The 21,841-nt window shown below is 69.2% G+C and carries 19 protein-coding genes; 9 read left to right on the top strand and 10 right to left on the bottom strand.

Translation table 11 applies throughout. From position 1 onward, the window contains the following. Window positions 1-368 precede the first annotated feature (368 nt). Window positions 369-1,364, top strand: coding sequence for a DMT family transporter (locus tag H7F53_RS16705; protein ID WP_185680651.1), 996 nt, complete (start codon window positions 369-371; stop codon window positions 1,362-1,364). Between the two features lie 166 nt (window positions 1,365-1,530). Continuing rightward, window positions 1,531-4,200, top strand: a complete 2,670-nt coding sequence (acnA, locus tag H7F53_RS16700) for an aconitate hydratase AcnA (RefSeq protein ID WP_185680650.1) — start codon at window positions 1,531-1,533, stop codon at window positions 4,198-4,200. 244 nt (window positions 4,201-4,444) lie between these two features. Here the strand turns inward: acnA and H7F53_RS16695 are convergent, their stop codons facing one another. The 9 genes from H7F53_RS16695 to H7F53_RS16655 form a co-directional block, all read right to left on the bottom strand. After that, complete coding sequence (locus H7F53_RS16695) at window positions 4,445-5,533, bottom strand: PEP-CTERM sorting domain-containing protein (protein WP_185680649.1); 1,089 nt, start codon at window positions 5,531-5,533, stop codon at window positions 4,445-4,447. Window positions 5,534-5,827: 294 nt separating this feature from the next. After that, complete coding sequence (gene ruvB / locus H7F53_RS16690) at window positions 5,828-6,856, bottom strand: Holliday junction branch migration DNA helicase RuvB (RefSeq protein WP_185680648.1); 1,029 nt, start codon at window positions 6,854-6,856, stop codon at window positions 5,828-5,830. After that, window positions 6,853-8,031: an AAA family ATPase gene (locus tag H7F53_RS16685; RefSeq protein ID WP_185680647.1), complete on the bottom strand. Its 1,179-nt coding sequence runs from the start codon at window positions 8,029-8,031 to the stop codon at window positions 6,853-6,855. Before H7F53_RS16685 ends, ruvB begins: the two co-directional genes overlap by 4 nt. Window positions 8,032-8,087: 56 nt before the next feature. Next, complete coding sequence (ruvA, locus tag H7F53_RS16680) at window positions 8,088-8,690, bottom strand: Holliday junction branch migration protein RuvA (RefSeq protein ID WP_185680646.1); 603 nt, start codon at window positions 8,688-8,690, stop codon at window positions 8,088-8,090. Between the two features lie 185 nt (window positions 8,691-8,875). Continuing rightward, the gene (gene ruvC, locus H7F53_RS16675; protein ID WP_185680645.1) at window positions 8,876-9,352 is read right to left on the bottom strand and encodes a crossover junction endodeoxyribonuclease RuvC; all 477 of its coding nucleotides are present in this window, start codon (window positions 9,350-9,352) and stop codon (window positions 8,876-8,878) included. 18 nt (window positions 9,353-9,370) lie between these two features. After that, complete coding sequence (locus tag H7F53_RS16670) at window positions 9,371-9,514, bottom strand: hypothetical protein (RefSeq protein ID WP_185680644.1); 144 nt, start codon at window positions 9,512-9,514, stop codon at window positions 9,371-9,373. A 40-nt stretch (window positions 9,515-9,554) separates the two neighbouring features. Continuing rightward, window positions 9,555-10,298, bottom strand: coding sequence for a YebC/PmpR family DNA-binding transcriptional regulator (locus tag H7F53_RS16665; RefSeq protein ID WP_185680643.1), 744 nt, complete (start codon window positions 10,296-10,298; stop codon window positions 9,555-9,557). Window positions 10,299-10,441: 143 nt separating this feature from the next. Continuing rightward, complete coding sequence (locus H7F53_RS16660; protein ID WP_185680642.1) at window positions 10,442-10,678, bottom strand: DUF2312 domain-containing protein; 237 nt, start codon at window positions 10,676-10,678, stop codon at window positions 10,442-10,444. A 333-nt stretch (window positions 10,679-11,011) separates the two neighbouring features. Continuing rightward, window positions 11,012-11,344 (bottom strand): DUF1244 domain-containing protein, encoded by a 333-nt coding sequence (locus H7F53_RS16655; RefSeq protein ID WP_185680641.1) that lies wholly within the window; start codon window positions 11,342-11,344, stop codon window positions 11,012-11,014. 70 nt (window positions 11,345-11,414) lie between these two features. On the opposite strand from H7F53_RS16655, the gene pyk reads away from it, so the two are divergent. Beyond that, window positions 11,415-12,869 carry a pyruvate kinase gene (gene pyk / locus H7F53_RS16650; protein ID WP_185680640.1) on the top strand — a complete coding sequence of 485 codons (1,455 nt, stop codon included), beginning with the start codon at window positions 11,415-11,417 and terminating at the stop codon, window positions 12,867-12,869. Window positions 12,870-12,982: 113 nt separating this feature from the next. Here pyk and H7F53_RS16645 read toward each other — a convergent pair whose 3' ends face one another. Then, window positions 12,983-13,657 (bottom strand): YggS family pyridoxal phosphate-dependent enzyme, encoded by a 675-nt coding sequence (locus H7F53_RS16645; protein ID WP_185680639.1) that lies wholly within the window; start codon window positions 13,655-13,657, stop codon window positions 12,983-12,985. A gap of 43 nt (window positions 13,658-13,700) precedes the next feature. On the opposite strand from H7F53_RS16645, the gene H7F53_RS16640 reads away from it, so the two are divergent. From H7F53_RS16640 to H7F53_RS16615, 6 genes are all read left to right on the top strand, one after another. Beyond that, window positions 13,701-14,240, top strand: coding sequence for a thiamine phosphate synthase (locus H7F53_RS16640; protein WP_343062121.1), 540 nt, complete (start codon window positions 13,701-13,703; stop codon window positions 14,238-14,240). A gap of 85 nt (window positions 14,241-14,325) precedes the next feature. Next, window positions 14,326-16,728, top strand: coding sequence for an FtsK/SpoIIIE family DNA translocase (locus tag H7F53_RS16635; protein WP_185680637.1), 2,403 nt, complete (start codon window positions 14,326-14,328; stop codon window positions 16,726-16,728). A gap of 114 nt (window positions 16,729-16,842) precedes the next feature. Beyond that, the gene (locus H7F53_RS16630; RefSeq protein ID WP_185680636.1) at window positions 16,843-17,280 is read left to right on the top strand and encodes a hypothetical protein; all 438 of its coding nucleotides are present in this window, start codon (window positions 16,843-16,845) and stop codon (window positions 17,278-17,280) included. A 235-nt stretch (window positions 17,281-17,515) separates the two neighbouring features. Further along, on the top strand, window positions 17,516-19,369 hold the full coding sequence (locus H7F53_RS16625) for a DUF885 domain-containing protein (protein WP_185680635.1): 1,854 nt from the start codon (window positions 17,516-17,518) through the stop codon (window positions 19,367-19,369). Between the two features lie 123 nt (window positions 19,370-19,492). Next, window positions 19,493-21,106 carry a flavin monoamine oxidase family protein gene (locus H7F53_RS16620; RefSeq protein ID WP_246438964.1) on the top strand — a complete coding sequence of 538 codons (1,614 nt, stop codon included), beginning with the start codon at window positions 19,493-19,495 and terminating at the stop codon, window positions 21,104-21,106. 4 nt (window positions 21,107-21,110) lie between these two features. Next, window positions 21,111-21,575, top strand: a complete 465-nt coding sequence (locus tag H7F53_RS16615) for a c-type cytochrome (RefSeq protein ID WP_221773788.1) — start codon at window positions 21,111-21,113, stop codon at window positions 21,573-21,575. The last annotated feature ends 266 nt before the right edge of the window (window positions 21,576-21,841 follow it).

The following is a 21,841-nucleotide window of genomic DNA, read 5'->3' as shown; positions in this document are numbered from 1 at the left end:
GGCCGGGACCGGGGTGGTCGCGGCCGGGGTGGTCGGGGCCGCTGCCGCCGGTGCGGCGCGGGGCGCGGCGGCGCGCGCCGCCGGCGCCGTGCTCTGCGCCAGGGCCGGCACGGTGGTCAGCAGCGCGGCAAGGACGAACGGCGAGCCGGCAAGGCGCATGGTACGGATCACATCAAACCCTGTTCAGATCCAGCGGGCCGGCCCGAGCCGACGCCGCGGATGGCGTGGTCCGGTTCATGCCCCTTTCGCCCGGCACCATCAAGCATTCCACCTGTCGCGGCGATGAATTGCCGGTGATGGTCCCCCACCCGGCGCGATCGTCCCGCCCCCGGGATGACGCGGAGGCAGCGCCCGGGTAAGGCGGGGGGATGACCGTCCCGTCGCCTGCCCTCGCCCGCCCCGCGCCCTCCCCCACCGCCCTCGCGCCGGTGCTGGCCGCCGTGGTGGGCATCGCGCTGTTCACGCTGATGGACGCGCTGATGAAGCGGGCCTCGCTGGCGGGCGGGGTCTGGCCGGCGCTGTTCGCGCGCAGCGTGGCCGGCGCGCTGGTGCTCGCGCCGGTCTGGCGGCTGCGCGGTGGCCGTTGGCCGGCCGGGCCCGTGCTGCGCCTGCATGTGCTGCGCGGCCTCCTTGCCTCGGGCATGGCCAGCAGCTTCTTCTACGGCGTGGTCATCATCCCGCTGGCCGAGGGCATCGCCATCTCGTTCATCGCGCCGCTGATCGCGCTCGGCCTCGCCGCGCTGGTCCTTGGCGAGCAGGTCCGCCGGGCGGCGGTGGGCGCGGCGCTGATCGGGCTGGCCGGCGTGCTGGTGATTGCCTGGGGCCGGCTGGGCGAGCCGGCGCCGCGGCCTCATGCGGCCTGGGGCATCGCCTCGATCCTGCTCTCGGCCGTGCTCTATGCCTGGAACCTCATCATCCAGCGCCAGCAGGCGCAGGTGGCCAGCCCGCTCGAGGTGGCGCTGTCGCAGAACGTGATGATCGCGCTGGTGCTGGGACTGGCCGCGCCGCTGGTCGCGGCCGGGTCGGCAGTCCTGGCCGGAGACCCGCCCGGAACGGTGGAGGTCACGCTCGCCGCCATGCTGGTGCCGGTTGCCGGGGCCTGGCCCGATATCCTCGGCGCCGCGCTGCTCTCGTCGACCTCGCTGATGCTGCTGTCGTGGGCCTATGCGCGGGCCGAGGCGCAGCGGCTGGTCCCGGTCGAATACACCGCCTTCCTCTGGTCGGCGCTGATGGGCTGGCTGTGGTTCGCCGAGCCGGTCACCGGCTGGACCCTTGCCGGGCTGGCGCTGATCCTCGGCGGGGTCTGGCTGGGGACGCGGCGGGCGGCCCCGGCCGCGGACCGGGCCGCCGCCCTGCCGCCGTGAGAGCGCACCGCCGGGAACCGCCGATTCGCGCGGGGCTCGACCTTAGCAAGGCTTGACGTTGCGCCCGCGAACGCGCATCGGCGGCCCGACTCAGTCATCCGCGCCGGTCCCCTTCGCGGGCGCAGCGGCGCGGCAAACCCAGCCTCCAAGGGGGAACTTCGCAGACATGACCCAGGTCGGACAGGACACGCTCGGTACCCGCGCCACGCTCTCGGTGGGCGGCAAGGACTTCGCCTATTACTCGCTGCGCAAGGCGAGCCAGACGATCGGCGACGTTTCCCGCCTGCCCTTCTCGATGAAGGTCCTGCTCGAGAACCTGCTGCGCTTCGAGGACGGCGGCTTCACCGTCTCGACCGACGATATCCAGGCCCTGGCCGACTGGCAGAAGGATCCCAGCTCGAGCCGCGAGATCCAGTACCGCCCGGCCCGCGTGCTGCTGCAGGACTTCACCGGCGTGCCCTGCGTGGTCGACCTGGCCGCGATGCGCGACGCGATCGCCAAGCTGGGCGGCGACACCAGCAAGATCAATCCGCTGGTCCCGGTCAACCTGGTGATCGACCACTCGGTCATGGTCGACGAGTTCGGCCACCCCAAGGCCTTCGAGCAGAACGTCGAGATCGAGTACCAGCGCAACATGGAGCGCTATGACTTCCTCAAGTGGGGCTCCAAGTCGCTCGCCAACTTCTATGCCGTGCCCCCGGGCACCGGCATCTGCCACCAGGTCAACCTCGAGCACATCGCCCAGACCGTGTGGACCAGCCAGGACCAGTCCGGCGCCACCGTGGCCTATTTCGACACCTGCGTCGGGACCGATTCGCACACCACGATGGTCAACGGCCTCGGCGTGCTGGGCTGGGGCGTCGGCGGGATCGAGGCCGAGGCGGCGATGCTTGGCCAGCCGGTCTCGATGCTGATCCCCGAAGTGGTCGGTTTCCGCTTCACCGGCGAGCTGCAGGAAGGCGTCACCGCCACCGACCTCGTGCTGACCTGCACCAACATGCTGCGCAAGCACGGCGTGGTCGGCCGCTTCGTCGAATACTACGGTCCCGGCCTGGCCGGCCTGACCCTGGCCGATCGCGCCACCCTGGCCAACATGGCGCCCGAATACGGCGCGACTTGCGGCTTCTTCGGGGTCGACGACAAGACGCTCGACTACCTGCGCCTGACCGGGCGCGAGGAAGCGCAGATCGCGCTGGTCGAGGCCTATGCCAAGGAGCAGGGCTTCTGGATCGACCCCGCGGTCGAGCCGGTCTTCACCTCGACGCTCGAGCTGGACCTGTCGACCGTGGTGCCCTCGCTCGCCGGGCCGAAGCGTCCGCAGGACCGCGTCTCGCTGCCCGAGGTCGACGACGTGTTCAACGCCGACATGGCGAACACCTACAAGAAGACCTATGCCCGCGTGCCGGTGGAGGGCAAGGACTTCACCATCGGCGACGGCGACGTGACGATCGCGGCGATCACCTCGTGCACCAACACCTCGAACCCGGGCGTGCTGGTCGCCGCCGGGCTGGTCGCCAAGAAGGCCGACGCGCTGGGCCTGAAGCCCAAGCCCTGGGTCAAGACCTCGCTCGCCCCGGGCTCGCAGGTGGTCACCGACTATCTCGAGCGCGCCGGGCTGCAGCAGCACCTCGACAACATCGGCTTCAACCTGGTCGGCTATGGCTGCACCACCTGCATCGGCAATTCGGGCCCGCTGGCCGAGCCGATCAGCAAGGCGATCAACGAGAACGGCCTGGTCGCCGCGGCGGTGATCTCGGGCAACCGCAACTTCGAGGGCCGTGTCAGCCCCGACGTGCGCGCCAACTTCCTCGCCAGCCCGCCGCTGGTGGTGGCCTATGCGCTGAAGGGCACGGTGGTCGAGGACTTCACCACCACCCCGATCGGGCAGAGCAAGGACGGCGTCGACGTCTACCTGAAGGACATCTGGCCGACCAACGACGAGGTCTTCACCACGATGGCCGGCTGCATGGACCGCGCCATGTTCCAGGCGCGCTATGCCGACGTGTACAAGGGCGATCAGCACTGGCAGGCGATCGACGTCACCGGTTCGGAAACCTATTCGTGGCGCGCGGGCAGCACCTATGTCGCCAACCCGCCCTACTTCGAGGGCATGGAGATGACCCCGGCCCCGGTGAACGACATCATCGCGGCCAAGCCGCTGCTGATCCTGGGCGATTCGATCACCACCGACCACATCAGCCCGGCCGGCTCGATCAAGGCCGACAGCCCGGCGGGCCAGTGGCTGATGGAACACCAGGTCAGCAAGGCCGACTTCAACTCGTATGGTGCGCGCCGCGGCCATCACGAGGTGATGATGCGCGGCACCTTCGCCAACATCCGCATCAAGAACGAGATGGTGCCGGGCATCGAGGGCGGGATGAGCCGCTACGGCGACGAGGTCGGCGCGGTCTATGACGTGGCGATGAAGCACAAGGCCGATGGCACCGCCATGGTGGTGATCGCCGGCAAGGAATACGGCACCGGCTCGTCGCGCGACTGGGCGGCCAAGGGCACCAACCTGCTGGGCGTGCGCGCGGTGATCGTCGAGAGCTTCGAGCGCATCCACCGCTCGAACCTGGTCGGCATGGGCGTGCTGCCGCTGCAGTTCAAGGAGGGCGAGAGCCGCACCTCGCTGGGCCTGACGGGCGACGACAGCTTCACGATTCGGGGCGTCGCCAACCTGCAGCCGCGCCAGGACGTGGAGGTTCAGGTCACCCGCAAGGACGGCTCGACCTTCAGCTTCACCGCGCTGTGCCGGATCGATACCGCCAACGAGGTGGAGTACTTCATGAACGGCGGGATCCTCCACTACGTGCTGCGCAAGCTGGCTGCATAAGCCCGCCGCGCAGCGCCGGCGAAGGGGGCGGTCCTGCCGGGCCGCCCTTTTTCGTGGACGCCGGCCCGGGAAGGATTCCGTCGATCCCCGTCACGCCACCCCGCCACGGCCCCTCTGCATCCTCGCCCCGGGCCTGATCCCGGGCCCAGCTTCCGTTCGCGCACCCGGGTTGGCCGGCGATTGCGCCGCCAACGGGAAAGGCCCCGGAAACCCGGGGCCTTTAGACGGTTACCGGTAAGTCGGCTCAGGCCGCCTTGCGGGCCAGCCTGCGGCGCGCCACCAGGGCAGCGGCCCCGGCGCCGAAGAGCAGCAGCATCGGCGGGGCGGGCACTTCGGTGCCGCCGGTCGAGCTGGTGGTCGACGAGGTGCTGGTCGAGCCACCCGTCGAGGTCGACGACGACGTGGAAGACGATGTCGAAGACGAGGTCGACGAGGATGTGGACGACGAGGTCGACGAGCTGGTCGAGCTGCTCGTGGAGCTTGAGGTCGAGCTGCTGGTCGACACGTTGCCCGACGAGGTGCTGGTCGAGCTGCTGCTGGTGACATTGCCCGACGAGGTCGACACGTTCCCCGAGCTGGTCGACACGTTACCCGAGGACGAGGACACGTTACCCGAGGACGAGGACACGTTCCCCGAAGACGAGGACACGTTGCCGGACGACGAGCTGACGTTCCCCGAGCTGGTCGACACGCTCCCGGACGAGGTCGAGACATTGCCCGAACTGGTCGAGGTCGAGGTCGAGACCGCGCCCGACGAGGTCGACACGTTGCCGGACGAGGTGCTGGTCGAGGTCGAGATGTTGCCGGACGAGGTGCTGGTCGACCCGCCCGAGGTCGAGCTCGAGCTCGATCCGCCCGAGCTCGAGGTCGAGCCGCCCGAGGTGCTGGTCGAACCGGTGCTGGTCGAGGTGACCACGACCGAGCCGCCGCCGCCCCCGCCACCGCCGCCAAAGAACCCGCCGAAGAACCCGCCGCCGAAGCCGCCGCCGCCGAAGCCGCCGCCGATCACCACCGGCGTGCTGCCGCCGCCCGAGGGCGCCGGGGGCAGGGGGGGCATCATCGGCACCGCCGCCATCGCCAGCTGTGGCACGGGGTCGGTGGTGGTCGTGGTGGTACGGGTGATCACCCGGCGGATGCGCTTGACCTTGCGCGGCGCCGCAGCAACGCGGCGGTGCACCCGGACGATCTTGCTCGGCGCGGCCACCTTGGCGTGCTTGACGTACTGCGGCCGCGCGCTGCTGGGGGCCTCGGCCACGTGCACCGCGCCGCCGCCGATCAGCGCGCCGCCAGCCGCGAAGGCAGCGAGTTTGGCAATGGCCGTCCGTACCGACATAGGGTTCTCTCTATTGACCTGGGGGGCCGGAGTGGCGCCGGGGCCGGATGGGCCAACCCCGGCGCGCCTTTGCCCCGCTGGCAGAAACGCAGAGACAAACCGCTACGACAATCGTGTTAACCGATTCTCTGCGTCCCAAAATGCGGATTCGGCCCCCCGGTCAGGACTTGGCCGGGAAGCTGTCCCGGCTTGGTACCGAAAGCCCCGAAATCCTATCGTGACGCTTACCCTTGGCGGCGCGCGCCGGCCGGCCTGCCGTGCAGGCCGGTCAGGGGAGCCGGTCAGTCGGGCCGGTCAGTCGGGCTGGTCGAACAGGGTGCCGATCGACCCGCCGGGCGGGGTCATCCCCAGATGCTGCCAGCCGCGGTCGTTGAGGCAGCGCCCGCGCGCGGTGCGCGCCACCAGGCCCAGCTGGATCAGGTAGGGCTCGACCACCTCCTCGATCGTGTCGCGCGGTTCGGACAGGCCCGCGGCCAAGGTCTCCACCCCGACCGGGCCGCCCTTGTAGATCTCGGCGATCATGCGGAGATAGCGGCGATCCTGCGCGTCGAGCCCGATCGCATCGACCTCCAGCCGGGTCAGCGAATCGTCGGCGATGGCCCGCGTGATCGTCTCGGCCCCGGCGACGTGGGCGAAGTCGCGCACCCGGCGCAGCAGCCGTCCGGCCACCCGGGGCGTGCCGCGGGCGCGGCGGGCGATCTCGGTGGCGCCGCCCGGATCGATGCCGATGCCGAGCAGCCCGGCGCCGCGGGTGACCACCCGCTCCAGCTCGTCCACGCTGTAGAACTGCAGTCGCACCGGGATGCCGAAGCGGTCGCGCAGCGGGGTCTGCAGCAGGCCCTGCCGGGTCGTCGCCCCGATCAGGGTGAAGGGCGGCAGGTCGATCCGCACCGAGCGCGCCGAGGGGCCTTCGCCGATCATCAGATCGAGCGCGCGGTCCTCCATCGCCGGATAGAGCACCTCCTCGACCACCGGATTGAGCCGGTGGATCTCGTCGATGAACAGCACGTCGCCGTGCTCAAGGTTGGTCAGCAGCGCGGCCAGATCGCCCGCCTTGGCGATCACGGGCCCCGAAGTGGCGCGAAACCCCACGCCCAGCTCTCGGGCCACGATCTGCGCCAGCGTGGTCTTGCCCAGCCCCGGCGGGCCGAAGAACAGGACATGGTCCATCGCCTCGCGCCGGCTGCGCGCGCTTTCGATGAACACGCGCAGGTTGTCCTTGGCCGCCGCCTGGCCGACGAATTCCGCCAGCGTCTTGGGTCGCAGCGCGGCGTCGGCATCCTCGGCCTGGCGCTGGGGGGTGAGGAGGGGGTTGTCGGTCATGTCAGGCTTTGCTGACGTTTCAGGAACTCGTCAAACATCGGCACCGTAAAGGCCGTATCGCCATGGGCCGGGCTGTAGACCATCCCCTTTCTGATGAGCGAACTGCGCAGAGGCGCGACACTCTCGACCGCGACCCTGAGCCCCGCCGCGATGTCTCCCGATCGATGGGGGCCCGGACCCAAGGCCGCCATCGCAAACATGTAGGCCTTCTCTCGCGGCGTTAGACGGTCGAACCGAACCCTGAAAAAGCTCTCGTCGAGGCTGGCGACCGCGGTGCGCGTGGCCAGTTCGATGTCGGATGGGGTGATGGGCGACTGACGGGCGGTGTTCCAGCCGTGATACCCCCATTCCTGGATGAAGTAGGGGTAACCCTTGGTCAGCGCCAGGACCTTGTCGACCGCCCCGTCCTCGTAGGCGGCACCTTCGCGGGTTGCCGGTTCGATCAACGCCGCACGGGCATCGGCGTCATTCAGAGGCCCTATTTGGGGATAGTCGAACAACCGCTCGGCATAGGACTTCGACTTGCCGGCCAGACCAACAAGCTGTGGCAAGCCGGCACCGATTACCACCACGGGGAGTTGCCGCTGGGACAGCCTATGCACGGCCATGATCAAGGCACTGAACTCGGCCTCCGCGATGTACTGCATTTCATCGATGATCAGGGCCACGGCCGTGCCGCGGGCCTTGGCTGCATGACCGACAGCCTCGAACAGATCGGGCAGGTCTGCATCCAAGTCGCCGCTGTCGGCAATCCCGGGCGCTGGCTCGATCGTGAGGCCGAATTCAATCTCACCCACCGACACCTTGAGCGCATTGGCAAACCCCTTGAGGATCATCAGGCTTCGCTTCACGACCTCGTTGACGCGTTCCTTGGTGTCGAGCTGCAGCAGGATGCGCCTCAGGCAGGGCAATAGCACTTCGGGAAGCGACTTGTTCTCGGGTGTTTCCACCATCGCGGAGATATAGCCGGCCTCTTCGGATATCTCCTGAATTCTGTTGAGCAGGACTGTTTTGCCAACCCCGCGTAGGCCCACCAGCATGAAGCTCTTGGCGGGCCGGCCGTGCTTGATCCGGCCAAGCGTGACGCGTGTTCTGTTCAGGACGTCATCGCGTCCCGCCAATTCGGGCGGCTGGCTGCCAGCGCCCGGCGCATAGGGGTTGGTAATCGGATCCATAGCAATCTTTGTAAACTTACCATCTGACCACATAAGATCAATAAGATCTGTCAAACTCACCCGGCCGCCCGCTTCAGCGCCACCCGGATCAGGTCGTTCAGCCCCGCATCCTCGCCCAGCTCGTCGATGGCGCGGGCCACGGCATCGGCCGCGACCTGCGGCTTGAAGCCCAGGTTCTGCAGCGCCGAGACCGCATCGTTGCCCGGCGTACCGGCAGGCGCGCTGGCTACGGCGGCGGCGCCCGGGGCGGTGGGCAGGGCGCCAGCGCGGTCCTTCAGCTCGTTGACGATGCGGGTGGCCAGCTTGGGCCCCACCCCGTTGGCGCGCGCCACCATGGCGCTGTCGCCCCCGGCGCAGGCGCGCTGGAGTTCTTCGGTGGTCAGCGCCGAGAGGATCGCGAGGGCGACCTTGCTGCCCACCCCCTGGATCGCGGTGAGCAGGCGGAACCAGTCGCGCTCGGCCGCGGAGGCGAAGCCGATCAGGCGGATGTCGGTCTCGCTTACCTGCTGCTGGGTGAAGACCGTGCAGCGATCGCCGCGCAGGCCGAGGTGGCTCAGCGTACGGGCCGAGCAGAACACCAGATAGCCCACCCCGCCCACGTCGATCACCGCCCAGTCGGCGCCGAAATCGTCGAGGAGGCCGGTGAGCTTGGCGATCATGGTTTGTTCCTTTGGCAGGGAACGGTCCGCGGGGCAAGCGGGGGTTGCCCCCTGTCCTACAGGCCTGCCCCGTGTCACACTGCGCGCGGCTCTTTCTTATCGTCTTCTTGTCGTCGGACCTTCGGGCGCGGGCAAACTTCACTGTGCCTTGCGCACACGTGTGATCTTGGTGAAGTTCGCCCGTGTCAGCGGTGGCTGCCCAGCATGTTGGCATGGGTGATCGCCACGGCCAGGGCATCGGCGGCGTCCTCGCCGGCCAGGGCAACGCCGGGCAGCAGCACCTTGAGCATGGCCTGGATCTGGTGCTTCTCCGCCCCGCCGGTCCCGACCAGCGCCTTCTTGATGACCTTGGTCGAGTATTCCGCCACCGGCATGCCGCTGCGCGCCAGGCTGAGCATGGCCACCCCGCGCGCCTGCCCCAGCTTGAGGGTCGACTGCGGATTGACGTTGACGAACACCTCCTCGACCGCGCCGCTGTCCGGCCGGTGGCGCAGGATCATGTCGGTCAGCTCGGCATCGAGCTGGACCAGCCGTTCGGCCATGGACAGCTTGGCATCGGTGCGGATCTGGCCATTGGCGACGTGCGACAGCCGGCTCCCGGCCTTGGCCACCAGGCCCCAGCCGGTGCAGGTCAGACCCGGATCGACGCCGAGGATGATCACCGCGCGGGGTCCACCCGGTCAGAACCAGGCATCGCACGGGCGATCGGCGGTTTCGCCCAGCTCGGCCTCGGGCGGCGCCAGCAGGGCCACGGCCTCGACCAGGCTGCCGGCGAGCAGCGCGGCAGGTCGGACGAGATCGCCCAGCGCCGCGCGCCAGGCCATGGTCAGGCCGCCCCGGCGCAGCGCGAGGCCGACCGCTGGTTCAACCCAGCTTCTCCATCACTTCGTCGGAGATCTCGTAGTTGCCCCAGACGGTCTGGACGTCGTCGTCGTCGTCGAGCGTGTCGATCAGCTTGAGCAGGCTGCGCGCGGTTTCCTCGTCGACGTCGGTCTTGAGACTGGGCTTCCACGCCAGTTTGACCGCCTCGGCCTCGCCCAGCACCTTTTCCAGCTCGCGTGCGACCGGGTGCAGGTTCTCGACCGAGACCCAGATCGAGTGGCTCTCGCCGTCGCTCTCGACGTCGTCGGCGCCCGCCTCGATCGCGGCCTCGAGCACCTTGTCCTCGTCGCCCACCTTGCCGGGGTACTCGATCAGGCCGAGCCGCTCGAAGCCATGGCTGACCGCGCCGCTGGCGCCAAGATTGCCGCCGTTCTTGGAAAAGGCGGTGCGGACGTTGGTCGCGGTGCGGTTGCGGTTGTCGGTCAGCGCCTCGACGATCAGGGCCACGCCGCCCGGGCCATAGCCTTCGTAGCGCACTTCCTCATAGTTCTCGCCGTCGCCCTTGCTGGCCTTGTCGATCGCGCGCTGGATGTTGTCCTTGGGCATCGACTGGGCCTTGGCCGCGTTGACCGCGGCGCGCAGGCGCGGGTTCATGTCCGGATCGGGCATGCCCATCTTGGCGGCCACGGTGATTTCGCGGCTGAGCTTGGAAAACATCGCCGAGCGCTTTTTGTCCTGCGCGCCCTTGCGGTGCATGATGTTCTTGAATTTGGAATGGCCTGCCATGGTTCTTCTGCTGCTGGTTGCGGCGATTGCGCCGCCCCTAGCGCAGGCAGGCCGTTCCGGCAATCGGGGGCTGAGACCCGCTCACGGTCGGGCCCCGGTTGCGATCGGCGCCCGGACCGGGGTGCCGGTCCGGGCGCGGCGGATCATTCGATGCCCAGCGCGTTCTTGTAGGTTTCCAGCAGCAGTTCCATCTCGCGGCGGTCGTCGGGCTTCAGCTTCCGCAGGCGGATGATCTGGCGCATGATCTTGGCGTCGTAGCCGGTGGCCTTGGCCTCGGCGTACACATCCTTGATGTCGTCCTGGATGCCCTTCTTCTCTTCTTCCAGGCGCTCCACACGCTCAATCAGCAGGCGCAGGCGATCGTCGGCGGCATCGGCCATGAATGGTCTCTCCGGTTAGGCAAAGGAATCGGTTGCGGGCCGATAGCCGGGCCGGGGGATTCGGGCAAAGCGCCGCCTGTGGAAATCGTTGCGGCCCGGTGTCTGCCAGAGCGCCCGGGGCAGGTCGTCTCGCCGCACGAGAGGCTGGGTCATCCCGGCGCAGGCCGGGATCCCTCTCCGGATGGCGCCTAGTCGAGGGGGCGCGCCGATGCGCGGGACGGGTCCACCTGCGGCGGCTCGCCAGCGAAGATGCCAGCCTGCGCTGGCCTGACGGATCTGGGGCACGACGGATCTGGGGCATACCGGATGCTGGGGAGGGCTCGCGGTTGGGGATCAGGAAACCGCGTTGCGCTGCAGGCTGGCCTCCATCCGGGCGAGCTGCTCGGGCGTGGCCTCGGTCTGGAAGCGGGCCTTCCACTCGGCGGCGGGCATGCCGTGGATCACCTCGCGCGCGGCCGCCCTGTCCAGCGGGGCCCCGGCCTCGACGATCCAGTCCGCCAGGCAGTTGCGGCAGAACCCGGCCAATCCCATGAGGTCGATGTTCTGGGCATCGTGGCGGTGGCGCAGGTGGCGCACCAGCCGGCGGAAGGCGGCGGCGGCCTGGGCGTCGTCCAGCGCCTCGAGGGGATCCCCGATCTGCGCATTCGTATTTTCGGAACAGCTCATCCGTCAGAGTCCTTGGGTTTTTCCGGTCGGCTTGGCATAGGGCACCGGGCAACCGGAAGGAACCATAGACGTGGCGAAGACAGATCACCGCGGCCGCAAGGTCAAGATTCTAGCCACGTTGGGGCCCGCCAGCCGGAGCCCGGAGATGATCGAGCGGCTGCTCCATGCCGGGGCCGACGCGTTCCGCGTCAACATGAGCCACGGCGATCACGCCACCCACGCCGAAACGATCGCCAACATCCGCGCCGCCGAAAAGACCTTCGGCCGGCCGATCGCGATCCTTTGCGACCTGCAGGGCCCCAAGCTGCGCGTCGGGACCTTCGCCGAGGGCAAGGTGCTGATCCGCCACGGCGCGCATTTCACGCTCGATCGTGATCCGACGCCCGGCACAGCCGAGCGCGTTTGCCTGCCCCACCCCGAGCTGTTCGGCGTGCTGCAGAAGGGCCAGCGCTTGCTGATCGACGATGGCAAGCTGCGCCTCCGGGTGATCAAGGCCGAGCCGGACAGCATCCTGTGCACCGCCGAGGTCGGCGGCTTCATTTCCGACCGCAAGGGCGTGAACGTGCCCGATGCGGTGGTGCCCGTGCCCGCCCTGACCGAGAAGGACCGGCGCGATCTGGCCTTCGCGGTGGAGCACCAGGCTGACTGGATCGCCCTGTCCTTCGTCCAGCGCCCCGAGGACGTGGCCGAGGCACGCAAGCTGATGGGCGGCTATGGCGCGCTGGTCGCCAAGATCGAGAAGCCCGCCGCGCTCGACCGGCTCGAGGAGATCATCGAGCTGGCCGACGGGATCATGGTGGCGCGCGGCGATCTGGGGGTCGAGCTGAACCCCGAGGAGGTGCCGCCGCTGCAGAAGAAGATCGTCGAGGCGACCCGCCGCTCGGGCAAGCCGGTGATCGTCGCCACGCAGATGCTTGAATCGATGATCGAGAGCCCTGCACCGACCCGTGCCGAGGTCTCGGACGTGGCCAATGCGGTCTATGACGGCGCCGATGCGGTGATGCTCTCGGCCGAGACCGCCAGCGGGGCCTGGCCGGTCGAGGCGGTGACGATCATGGACCGCATCGGCAAGCAGGTGGAGGCCGACCCCGGCTATGCCGCGCGGGTCCACTTCACCGCGGTGCGCCCCGACGCCACCACCGCCGATGCGCTGGCCCAGGCGAGCGCGACGATCGCCGAGACCGTGACGCTGGCCGGGATCATCGTCTTCACCGGCTCGGGCTCGACCGCCCGCCGCGTCGCGCGCGAGCGGCCTGCCGTGCCGATGCTGGTGCTCACGCCGTCGATCAAGACCGCGCGCAAGCTGGCTCTGCTGTGGGGCGCGCATGCCGTGAACACCCGCGACATCGGCTCGTTCGAGGAGATGATCGCCAAGGGCAAGCGCATGGCCCTGCGCCACGGCTTCGGCGCGGCCGGGTCCAAGCTGATCACGCTGGCAGGCGTGCCCTTCGGCACTCCGGGCTCGACCAACCTGCTGCATATCGTGACGCTGGCTGGCAACGAGCTGGAAAAGCATCAAGGTTAGCGTCGATCGGACGCCCGCCGTCCCAGCCCCCAAGCCGGGACCGCTAGCCTCGTCGACGCAAGGTCGGTGTGATCCGGGCACCCGCCCCGGGTCGAGCCCGGGACGACGACGGGTCAACGGCTTCCGAACAGGGCCGAGCCCACCCGCACATGGGTGGCGCCCAGCGTCACGGCGGTCTCGAAATCGTCGCTCATGCCCATCGACCGCCCGGCCAGGCCGTGGTCGGCGGCCAGCTTGTCGAGCAGGGCGAAGAATGGCGCGGCCTCGATCCCGGCCGGTGGCACGCACATCAGGCCGATGACCGGCAGGTCGGCGTCGCGCGCAGTGGCCAGCAGGGTCGGCAGCTCGGCGATCGCACAGCCGCCCTTCTGCGGCTCGGCGCCGATGTTGACCTGGACAAAGCAGGGCACCCGGCGGCCGGCCCTGTCCATCGCCTTGGCCAGCGCCGTCACCAGCGAGGGACGGTCGAGCGCATGGATGCAGTCGAACAGGCGCACCGCATCCTCGGCCTTGTTCGATTGCAGCTGGCCGACCAGGTGCAGCTCGATCCCCTGATGCGCCGCGCGCAGGGCCGGCCACTTGTCCTGCGCCTCCTGCACCCGGTTCTCGCCGAAGCACCGCTGGCCGGCGGCGATCAGCGGGGCGATGCGCTCGGCCGGGTGGGTCTTGCTGACAGCGATCAGGGCGATCTCTGCGGGATCGCGCCGGGCGATGCGGGCGGCCGCGGCGATCCGCGCGCGGACATCGCCCAAGAGTGTGGCGGGCGAGGGGGTGGCTGGCTGTTCCATCGCGCCGCGCTATAGCGTGCCCATGCCGAGGCGCCAGACCCCCTTGACCATCCCCTGTCTCTGGCTCGTCTCGGACGCACGGACCGATGCCGTGCTGGAGTCCGCCCTGCAGCGGCTGCCGCGCGGCGCTGGACTGGTGTTCCGCCATTACCATCTGCCCGCGCCGGACCGTGCCGCCCGGTTCCGGGTGCTGGCCCGCCTGTGCCGGCGCCGCGGGCTGGTCGCGGTCTGGGCCGGAGCGCCGCGGACGGCACGGGCGCTGGGGGCCGATGGCTGCTATGGTCCGCCGGAGCTTCTGGCATCGGGTCCGGACCTGTTGCGCCTGGTCACGGTCCATTCGCTGCGCGAGCTGGCCGCGGCGCAGCGGGCGCGCGCCGATGCCGTGCTGGTTTCGCCGGTGTTTCCGACCCGCAGCCATCCCGGGGCACCGGGGCTTGGCCCGTTGCGCTGGCTGGCGATCGCGCGGGCCAGCACCGTTCCGGCCATTGCGCTGGGCGGCATGACCCGCCTCCGCGCCCGGCGCCTGCCCAGCCACGGCTGGGCGGCGATCGACGGGCTGGCCAGCGCTGTCCGCCGACCCTGAAAACACACGGGAATCCCAAGGATTCTTGACGAGGAGTCACCCGCAGGCGCATGAAGGCGCGTCGCAGGAGGAAGGGCGAAGCAGCATGGCTACTCAGGCACTCGGTCCGGGCGGGCCGCCCCGCCGCGCCGCGGGCGGGGGCTGGCGCGCCGTGCTGCGCCGGTCGTTGCACCGGGCCTCGGAGCTGGGACTGGCCTTGCTGCTGTTCGGGGCGGCGCTGTTCCTGGCTCTCGCGCTCATCTCCTATCACCAGACCGACCCCTCGGCCTCCACCGCCGCCGGCGGCCAGCCGCTCAACTGGATGGGCGGTCCCGGCGCCTGGATTGCCGATCAGGTGCTGTTTCTGTTCGGTCCGGTAGCGATTTTGCTGGTGCCGCTGCTGTTCGTCTCCGGCCGCCGGTTGTGGCGACTGGCCGAAGTGGACGCCGGTCGGGACGCGGACGACACCGAGGCCCCGGGAGCTGCCTCGCGGGCCTGGTGGCACGCCATGCCCCGGCTGCTGTTGGCCATGGTCCTGCTCGGTACTGTCCTGAGCCTTGCCTTCACCGCCCCGGGCGGTTCGCTCCCGGCCGGGATGGGCGGACTGTCGGGCCTGCTGGGCGCCAAGGCGCTGCGCGGCCTCGCCGCCTTCCTGCCCGAGGCGGCGCGCGGCTGGACGATCCTGGCCGCGGCGCTGGCCTGTCTGTTGGCCGGGGGCATAATCCTCGGCCGCATCTTCGCGCTCGACTGGGCCAGCCTGCTGACCGTGCCGCACGTGTTGCGCCGGGCGCGCCGGGTTCAGCCGGTGGCCCAGTACCAGGGACTTGTCGTCCCTCCGGCCGAGCCGCGCCGCGAGAGCCGGCCCGCCGTGGCTGAGCCGCTCCCCGGCGCCTCGCCCACCACCGAGCGGCGCGCGCCCGAGATCAGCGATCCGACCCGTCCGATCAAGCCTGCCCAGCTTTCGGCCGTGAGCCGGCAGGGCGACCTGTTCGACAAGTTCGAGCTGCCCCCGCTTGACCTGCTGGCCGATCCGCCGCCCAATTCACAGCCCAAGATCGACAAGCTGGGGCTGGAGCGCAACGCCCGCCTGCTCGAGACCGTGCTCGACGATTTCAACGTCAAGGGCGAGATCACCGCGGTCCGCACCGGCCCGGTGGTGACCATGTACGAGCTGGAACCCGCGCCGGGGATCAAGGCCAGCCGGGTGATCGGCCTGGCCGACGACATCGCCCGCAACATGAGCGCGATCTCCGCCCGCGTCTCGTCGATCCCGGGGCGCACCGTGATGGGCATCGAACTGCCCAACGCCGACCGCCAGATGGTGAGCTTCAAGGAGATGGTGGCGAGCGAGACCTTCGCCGCGCACAAGGGCCTGCTGCCGATCATCCTGGGCAAGGACATCGCCGGCGAGCCGATCGTGGCAGACCTTGCGACGATGCCGCATCTGCTGGTGGCGGGCACCACCGGTTCGGGCAAGTCGGTGGGTCTGAACTGCATCCTGCTGTCGCTGCTCTACCGGCTCACCCCGGCGCAGTGCCGGATGATCCTGGTCGATCCCAAGGTGCTGGAGCTCAAGTCCTACGACAACATCCCGCACCTGCTCTCGCCGGTGGTGACCGAACCGGCCAAGGCGGTACGCGCGCTCAAGTGGGCGGTCGAGGAGATGGAGCGGCGCTACCGCATGATGAGCGAGATCAGCGTGCGCAACATCTCGGGCTTCAACGACAAGGTCCGCGCCGCGATCGCCAAGGGCAAGCCGCTGGGCAAGCGCATCCCGATCGGCTTCGATCCCGACACCGGCGAGGAGCTGTTCGAGGACCAGCAGTACGATTACCAGGTGCTGCCGCAGATCGTGGTGATCGTCGACGAGCTGGCCGACCTGATGGTCACGGTCGGCAAGGAGATCGAGGTGCTGATCCAGCGCCTGTCGCAGAAGAGCCGCGCCGCGGGCATCCACCTGATCATGGCCACGCAGCGCCCCTCGGTCGACGTCATCACCGGCGTGATCAAGGCCAACCTGCCGACCCGCATCAGCTTTGCGGTGACCAGCCGGATCGACAGCCGCACGATCCTGGGGGAACAGGGCGCCGAACAGCTGCTGGGCAAGGGCGACATGCTCTACAAGCCGAGCACCGATCCGATCCGCCGCGTCCACGGTCCGTTCGTCTCGGACGAGGAGGTGGAGAAGATCGCCGACCACTGGCGCAGCCAGGGCGAGCCCGAATACGTCGATTCGGTCACGGAAGAGCCCGAGGATTCCCCCTTCGGCTTCGACGATCTGGATGCCACCGCCTCGGACAATCCGGAGGAGCGCAAGTACCGGCAGGTCTGCCAGCTCGTGTTCGAAAGCCAGAAGGCCTCGGCCAGCTGGATCCAGCGCCAGATGGGGGTGGGATACAATACCGCGTCCAAATGGATCGAACGCATGGAGGCCGACGGGCTGGTCGGCCCGGCCAACCATGTCGGCCGGCGCGAGATCTACCGCGACAAGGACGGCAATCCGCTCTGACAGGCGGGTGCGGAAAGGGGCTGCGAAGGTCCGGTTCGCGGCACCGTCGGGGTTAAACTTCGGGCGGCTGCGCCGTTTTCCAGAAGCAGGGAATGCTCAATCGGAAACAGGCGCATGAAGGCTCTGACGCAGTGCTGGTTCACCCGGGTCCACATGCCCGAGGCGCGGCCGTACAAGGAAGACGACGGAACCCTCACGAGCTACTGCCGCCATTGCGAGCGGCCGATCCTGTCGTGGGACCGGCATCGCTGGTTCCTGGCCGATGGCTTCAACATCACCCGGCTGGCGGAAACCGTGTCCGGTCGCTTCGTCGTCCTGCTCGACAGCATTGACGAAACGATCGTTGGCCGCTGGTCGATCGCCCATATCGAGGACCCGGCCGAGATCGAGGCCTTCAAGGCCGCGATCATCGAGCAGCACGGGGTGGGGCAGCCCGGTACTTCGCTTGAGCTCTACGACAGCGGCGACTTGCGCGCGGCCCGGACCCAGGCAAAGCGGGCCGCCGCGCGCCGGGCACCATCGGGTGCGACCCGCCTCTCCGCGTCCTTCTGACCTGCTTCCACTGAACCGACAGCCGCTCTGAACCCGGCTCGGCGCTGCCGCAGAGCCGGTCGGTGGTGTGCCGCCGTCCGGGCTGGTCGGGCGTGAACAGGACCCGCCTATACGCAATTTGCGCCATGTCCCGCGCGCGCGGAGCGCGGCATGCATGCCACCCTAGAACAGGGTGGAACCCAACAGTGGCAAGCGCAGGCAGGACGGCACGGCAGGACAGGAAAGGGTGCGGCGCATGACCGTCGCGCTCAACCGCCGCCACTTCCTCGCCGGAGCTGCGACGGTCTCGGCCACGCTGACCCCGGCGGCCCCGGCCTTCGCGCTGGCCCCTGCCGAGCAGCAGCTGACCGGGCTGATGGACCGCCTGTGGGACGAGCAGCTCCGCCGGTTCCCCGAAACCGCCACCGCCTGCGGCGCCGACACCGGCCGCCATGCTCCACTGCGCGCCCGGCTTGATCCCTGGTCGCGCGAGGCGCGCGAGGACTGGGTGGACTGGGCACGGTCGGCCGCGCGCCGCATTGCCGCGATCGACGCCACGGCCCTGCCGGAGCAGACGCTGGTCCACCGGGCAGTGCTGCTCGACCACTTCGGCAAGATCGCCGACCTCGGCACCCGCTACCGCTTCGGTGCCTCGGCCAGCGATGCCTGGGCGCCGGTTGCACCCTATGCCCTGAGCCCGGCGACAGGGCCGCACCGCGCCATCCCCGAGCTCCTCGATGCCCGCCATCCGGTCGCCTGCAAGGCGGATTGCGAGGCTTGGCTCGAACGGCTGGCGGCCTTCCCCCACGCTCTGGACGCTGCGACCGAATCGTTCCGCAGCGATGCGGCAGCGGGAGTGGTTCCGGCCGCAGATCTGATCGGGGCCACGCTGGCCCAGCTCGGTGCGCTGCGCCAGCGCGATGGTGCGGCCGATCAGCTGGCCACCGGGCTGGCGCAGCGTGCTGGCACTGCCGGGGTCGGCGGCGATTGGCAGGCCCGTGCGGCTGGCCTGCTCGACCGTGCCGTCCAGCCCGCGCTCGACCGCCAGATCGCCGCGCTCGAAAGGGCGCGCGGCCAGGCCGGTGACGCCGCCGGGGTCTGGGCGCTGGGCGAGGGCGAATCGTTCTACCGCGACGCGCTGGCCTGGCATACCGCCACCACCCGGACGCCCGAGGAGATCCATGCGCTTGGGCGCGAGCAGGTCGCCCGGCTCACCGCCGAGCTCGAGGCCGTGCTGGGCGGTCTCGGCCTGACCCAGGGCGCGCTGGCCGATCGCATGACCGCCCTGGCGCGTCTCCCGCGTGAGCGGTTTGCCGACGATCAGGCCGGGCGCGCCGCCCTGCTGACCGGCTTCGCCGCCACGCTCGACCGGGTCCGTCCCATGCTGCCCGAGCTGTTCGGCGTGCTCCCCGCCGTGCCCGGTACGGTCAGTCCGATGCCGGCCGGGTTCGCCGTGACGATGGGCTCGGTCTATGTCGAGGGCGCTGCTGCCGGGACGACGCTCTATGTCGACGTTGTCCGGACCGCCGGGTGGTCGCGCCATGCCATCGCGACGACGGCGCTGCGCGAGGGCATCCCCGCCCGCTTGTGGGAAGCCGCCAGTGGCCCGCGCAGCGGCGAACTGCCGGCGATCCGGCGCCGCGGGACCCGCTACGGCGCCCATGCCGAGGGCTGGGCGCTCTACGCCGAACATGTGCTCGACGACGAGGGGTTCTATGCCGGCGATCCCGCCAGCCGGGCGGGCTATCTTCACGACCATCTGCTGCGCATGGCCCGGGCCGTGGCCGACACCGGCCTGCACGCCCGGCGCTGGTCGCGCGATGCCGCGCTGGCCTACCTGATCGAAACCGCCGGGCGTCCGCGCGCCGAAATGCAGCGCGAGGTCGAACGTCTCTGCACCGCCCCCGGCCAGGCCTGCGCGGGGCTGGTCGGCCAGGCCGAATGGCAGCGCCTGCGTGCCTTGGCCCGGCGGATGGCGGGTGCGAGCTTCGAGCCGCGCCAGTTCCACCGGCTGGTGCAGCTTGGCCGCGCGCCCTTCGCCGTGCTCGACGAGGTGGTCGCGACCACCTTTACCAAGCGCCTTTCGGTGCTGGCGACGCGCCGGGTCTGAGCGCACGCCGACCTGCCCGAAAGGGGGAATGCGCAGTTCGGCGTATCAACAGCCCGGGTATCAGCGCCGATGCCGGGCGGAGCTTCGCAGAGGGTCGGGGCGCATGATCGACAGGACGATACCATGACCGAACAGTCCGGGACGCTGCAGCAGGGCCTTGGGCCGGCGATGACGAAGCGCGATCTGCTCGGACTGATCGGCAAGAGCGCCGGCGCAACCGCCATGTACATGGCGATGAGCACCTTTGGCCAGGCTGCGGCCTCGCCCTTCAAGGGGCCGATCAAGCTCGACGGCGACGCCAAGGGCGCCTCGGTGGTGATCCTCGGCGCCGGCGTCGCGGGCATGGTCGCCGCGCTCGAGCTCAGCCGGGCCGGCTACAAGGTCCAGGTGCTCGAGTTCAATGACCGTATCGGTGGCCGCAGCTGGACGCTCAAGGGTGGCGACACCTATACCGAGCTCGGCGGGGCCACGCAGGTCTGCCAGTTCTCGCCCGGGAACTACATCAACCCGGGCCCGTGGCGCATCCCGTTCAACCATTACGGGCTGATGCACTATTGCCACGAGCTTGGCGTGCAGCTCGAGACCTTCCAGCAGCTGAACTACAACGCCTATCTCCATTCGACCCAGGCCTTCGGCGGCAAGCCCCAGCGCTACCGCCATATCCAGGCGGACTACTATGGCCACGTCAGCGAGTTGCTGGCCAAGGCAGTCAAGAAGAGCGCACTCGACGATACCCTGACCAAGGAGGACGGCGAACTCCTGCTCGAATCGCTGCGCAGCTGGGGCGCGCTCGACAAGGACATGCGCTATGTGAAGGGCGCGGCCTCGAGTGGCCGGCGCGGTTGGGAGAAGAACCCCGGCGGCGGGCTCACCGCCGAGCCGATTCCGTCCGAGCCGCTCTCGACCGAGACCGTGCTGCGCTCGCGGCTGTGGCGCTCGATCGGCGGCAATCTCACCTACGATCATCAGCAGGCGATGTTCCAACCGGCCGGCGGGATGGAGCAGGTGGCCAAGGGGTTCGAGCGGGCCGCAGGGCATCTCGTCCGGCTGAACAGCAAGGTGACGAAGATCCAGCAGGGCGAGAAGGGCGTTGCCGTCGACTATCTCGATACCAAGACGGGCCAGAAACTGACTGCCACGGCCGACTGGTGCGTCTGCACCATCCCGCTGTCCATCCTCAGCCAGATCCCGATGAACGTCGGCGCCGATCTCGATGCGGCGATCCATGCTGTGCCCTATCTCCCCGGGCTCAAGGTCGGGATCGAGTTCAAGCGCCGCTTCTGGGAACAGGACGAACAGATCTACGGCGGGATCACCAGCACCGACCTGCCGATCGCCCAGATCTCCTATCCCAGCTACGGCTACGGTTCGAAGGGGCCCGGCACGCTGCTGGCCGCCTACAGCAACGGCGCCTACGCCTACGAGTTCACCACCCTGCCGCCGGCCGAACGGGTCCAGCGGGCGCTGGAGTGGGGCGCGCAGATCCATCCCCAATACAAGGACGAGTTCGCCAACGGCATCGCAGTAGGCTGGCACCGGGTGCCGTGGACCCAGGGCTGCTTCGGCATCTGGACCGAGCAGACCCGGGCAGAGCACTACAAGAACCTGTGCCAGCTCGATGGGCGGATCGTCCTTGCCGGCGAGCATGCCTCTTACGTCGGCGGCTGGCAGGAAGGCGGCATCACCTCGGCGCTCGACGCGATCGGGCGGTTGCATCAACGCGTATTGGCGGGCTGACATGATGACCAGCAAGACCCTTCTTATCGCTGTGGCCTCGACCTTGGCCGCCGGTGCCATCACCGCGAGCGCCATGGCGCAGAGCGCAGGCGAGGCGATGAGTGCCTCTGCGCTCGCCAGCCAGGGCTCCAAACCGGGCGATGCCGATGGTGCCTTCGTCACGATGAGCAAGTTCAGCGAGCCGGATGGCGAGAAGATGTACCGCCGCGTCTGCGCGGGCTGCCACATGCCTGATGCCAAGGGAGTGTCCACCGGGGCGGGGTTCTATCCTGCCCTGGCGGCGAACAAGAACCTGATGTCCAGCGGCTATCCGGTCTACGTGGTGCTCAAAGGCAAGAACGGCATGCCGGCGGTCGGTGCGATGATGACCGACCAGCAGGTGGCCGACGTGGTCAACTATGTCCGGACCCATTTCGGCAACCGCTACAAGGATCCGGTCAAGGCCGAGGACGTCAAGGCGGTGCGCTGAGCGCAGCTGGCCGCTCCGTCCTGATCCGGGATCGCCAGGGCGCGGCAAAGTTTTTCGAAAAAGGGTGTTGACCGAATCAAGAGGCGCCCATAGATGCGCCTTCACCGACGCGGCGCTGCGGTTTTTCGCAGGCTGGGTTGGTCGCTGACAGAGGCGGATGACCATTTCCCCCGGTTTATGGATCGGGGAGGGGTTGGTTGTCCGGTTTGTTTGTCGGTTGTTGATCTTTGACATTGTTGGTTTTGATGAAGGGACATGTGGGCGAC

Source organism: Novosphingobium piscinae (genome assembly GCF_014230355.1).
GTDB classification, from domain to species: domain Bacteria; phylum Pseudomonadota; class Alphaproteobacteria; order Sphingomonadales; family Sphingomonadaceae; genus Novosphingobium; species Novosphingobium piscinae.
This window is presented reverse-complemented; position numbering and strand designations above follow the sequence as displayed.

Excerpts from the sequence above, each read along its gene's own strand:
- H7F53_RS16705 (WP_185680651.1), top strand. The coding sequence starts at position 369 with ATGACCGTCCCGTCGCCTGCCCTCGCCCGCCCCGCGCCCTCCCCCACC.
- acnA (WP_185680650.1), top strand. The coding sequence starts at position 1,531 with ATGACCCAGGTCGGACAGGACACGCTCGGTACCCGCGCCACGCTCTCG.
- H7F53_RS16695 (WP_185680649.1), bottom strand. The coding sequence starts at position 5,533 with ATGTCGGTACGGACGGCCATTGCCAAACTCGCTGCCTTCGCGGCTGGC.
- ruvB (WP_185680648.1), bottom strand. The coding sequence starts at position 6,856 with ATGACCGACAACCCCCTCCTCACCCCCCAGCGCCAGGCCGAGGATGCC.
- H7F53_RS16685 (WP_185680647.1), bottom strand. The coding sequence starts at position 8,031 with ATGGATCCGATTACCAACCCCTATGCGCCGGGCGCTGGCAGCCAGCCG.
- ruvA (WP_185680646.1), bottom strand. The coding sequence starts at position 8,690 with ATGATCGCCAAGCTCACCGGCCTCCTCGACGATTTCGGCGCCGACTGG.
- H7F53_RS16670 (WP_185680644.1), bottom strand. The coding sequence starts at position 9,514 with ATGGCCTGGCGCGCGGCGCTGGGCGATCTCGTCCGACCTGCCGCGCTG.
- H7F53_RS16665 (WP_185680643.1), bottom strand. The coding sequence starts at position 10,298 with ATGGCAGGCCATTCCAAATTCAAGAACATCATGCACCGCAAGGGCGCG.
- H7F53_RS16660 (WP_185680642.1), bottom strand. The coding sequence starts at position 10,678 with ATGGCCGATGCCGCCGACGATCGCCTGCGCCTGCTGATTGAGCGTGTG.
- H7F53_RS16655 (WP_185680641.1), bottom strand. The coding sequence starts at position 11,344 with ATGAGCTGTTCCGAAAATACGAATGCGCAGATCGGGGATCCCCTCGAG.
- H7F53_RS16645 (WP_185680639.1), bottom strand. The coding sequence starts at position 13,657 with ATGGAACAGCCAGCCACCCCCTCGCCCGCCACACTCTTGGGCGATGTC.
- H7F53_RS16635 (WP_185680637.1), top strand. The coding sequence starts at position 14,326 with ATGGCTACTCAGGCACTCGGTCCGGGCGGGCCGCCCCGCCGCGCCGCG.
- H7F53_RS16630 (WP_185680636.1), top strand. The coding sequence starts at position 16,843 with ATGAAGGCTCTGACGCAGTGCTGGTTCACCCGGGTCCACATGCCCGAG.
- H7F53_RS16625 (WP_185680635.1), top strand. The coding sequence starts at position 17,516 with ATGACCGTCGCGCTCAACCGCCGCCACTTCCTCGCCGGAGCTGCGACG.
- H7F53_RS16620 (WP_246438964.1), top strand. The coding sequence starts at position 19,493 with ATGACCGAACAGTCCGGGACGCTGCAGCAGGGCCTTGGGCCGGCGATG.
- H7F53_RS16615 (WP_221773788.1), top strand. The coding sequence starts at position 21,111 with ATGACCAGCAAGACCCTTCTTATCGCTGTGGCCTCGACCTTGGCCGCC.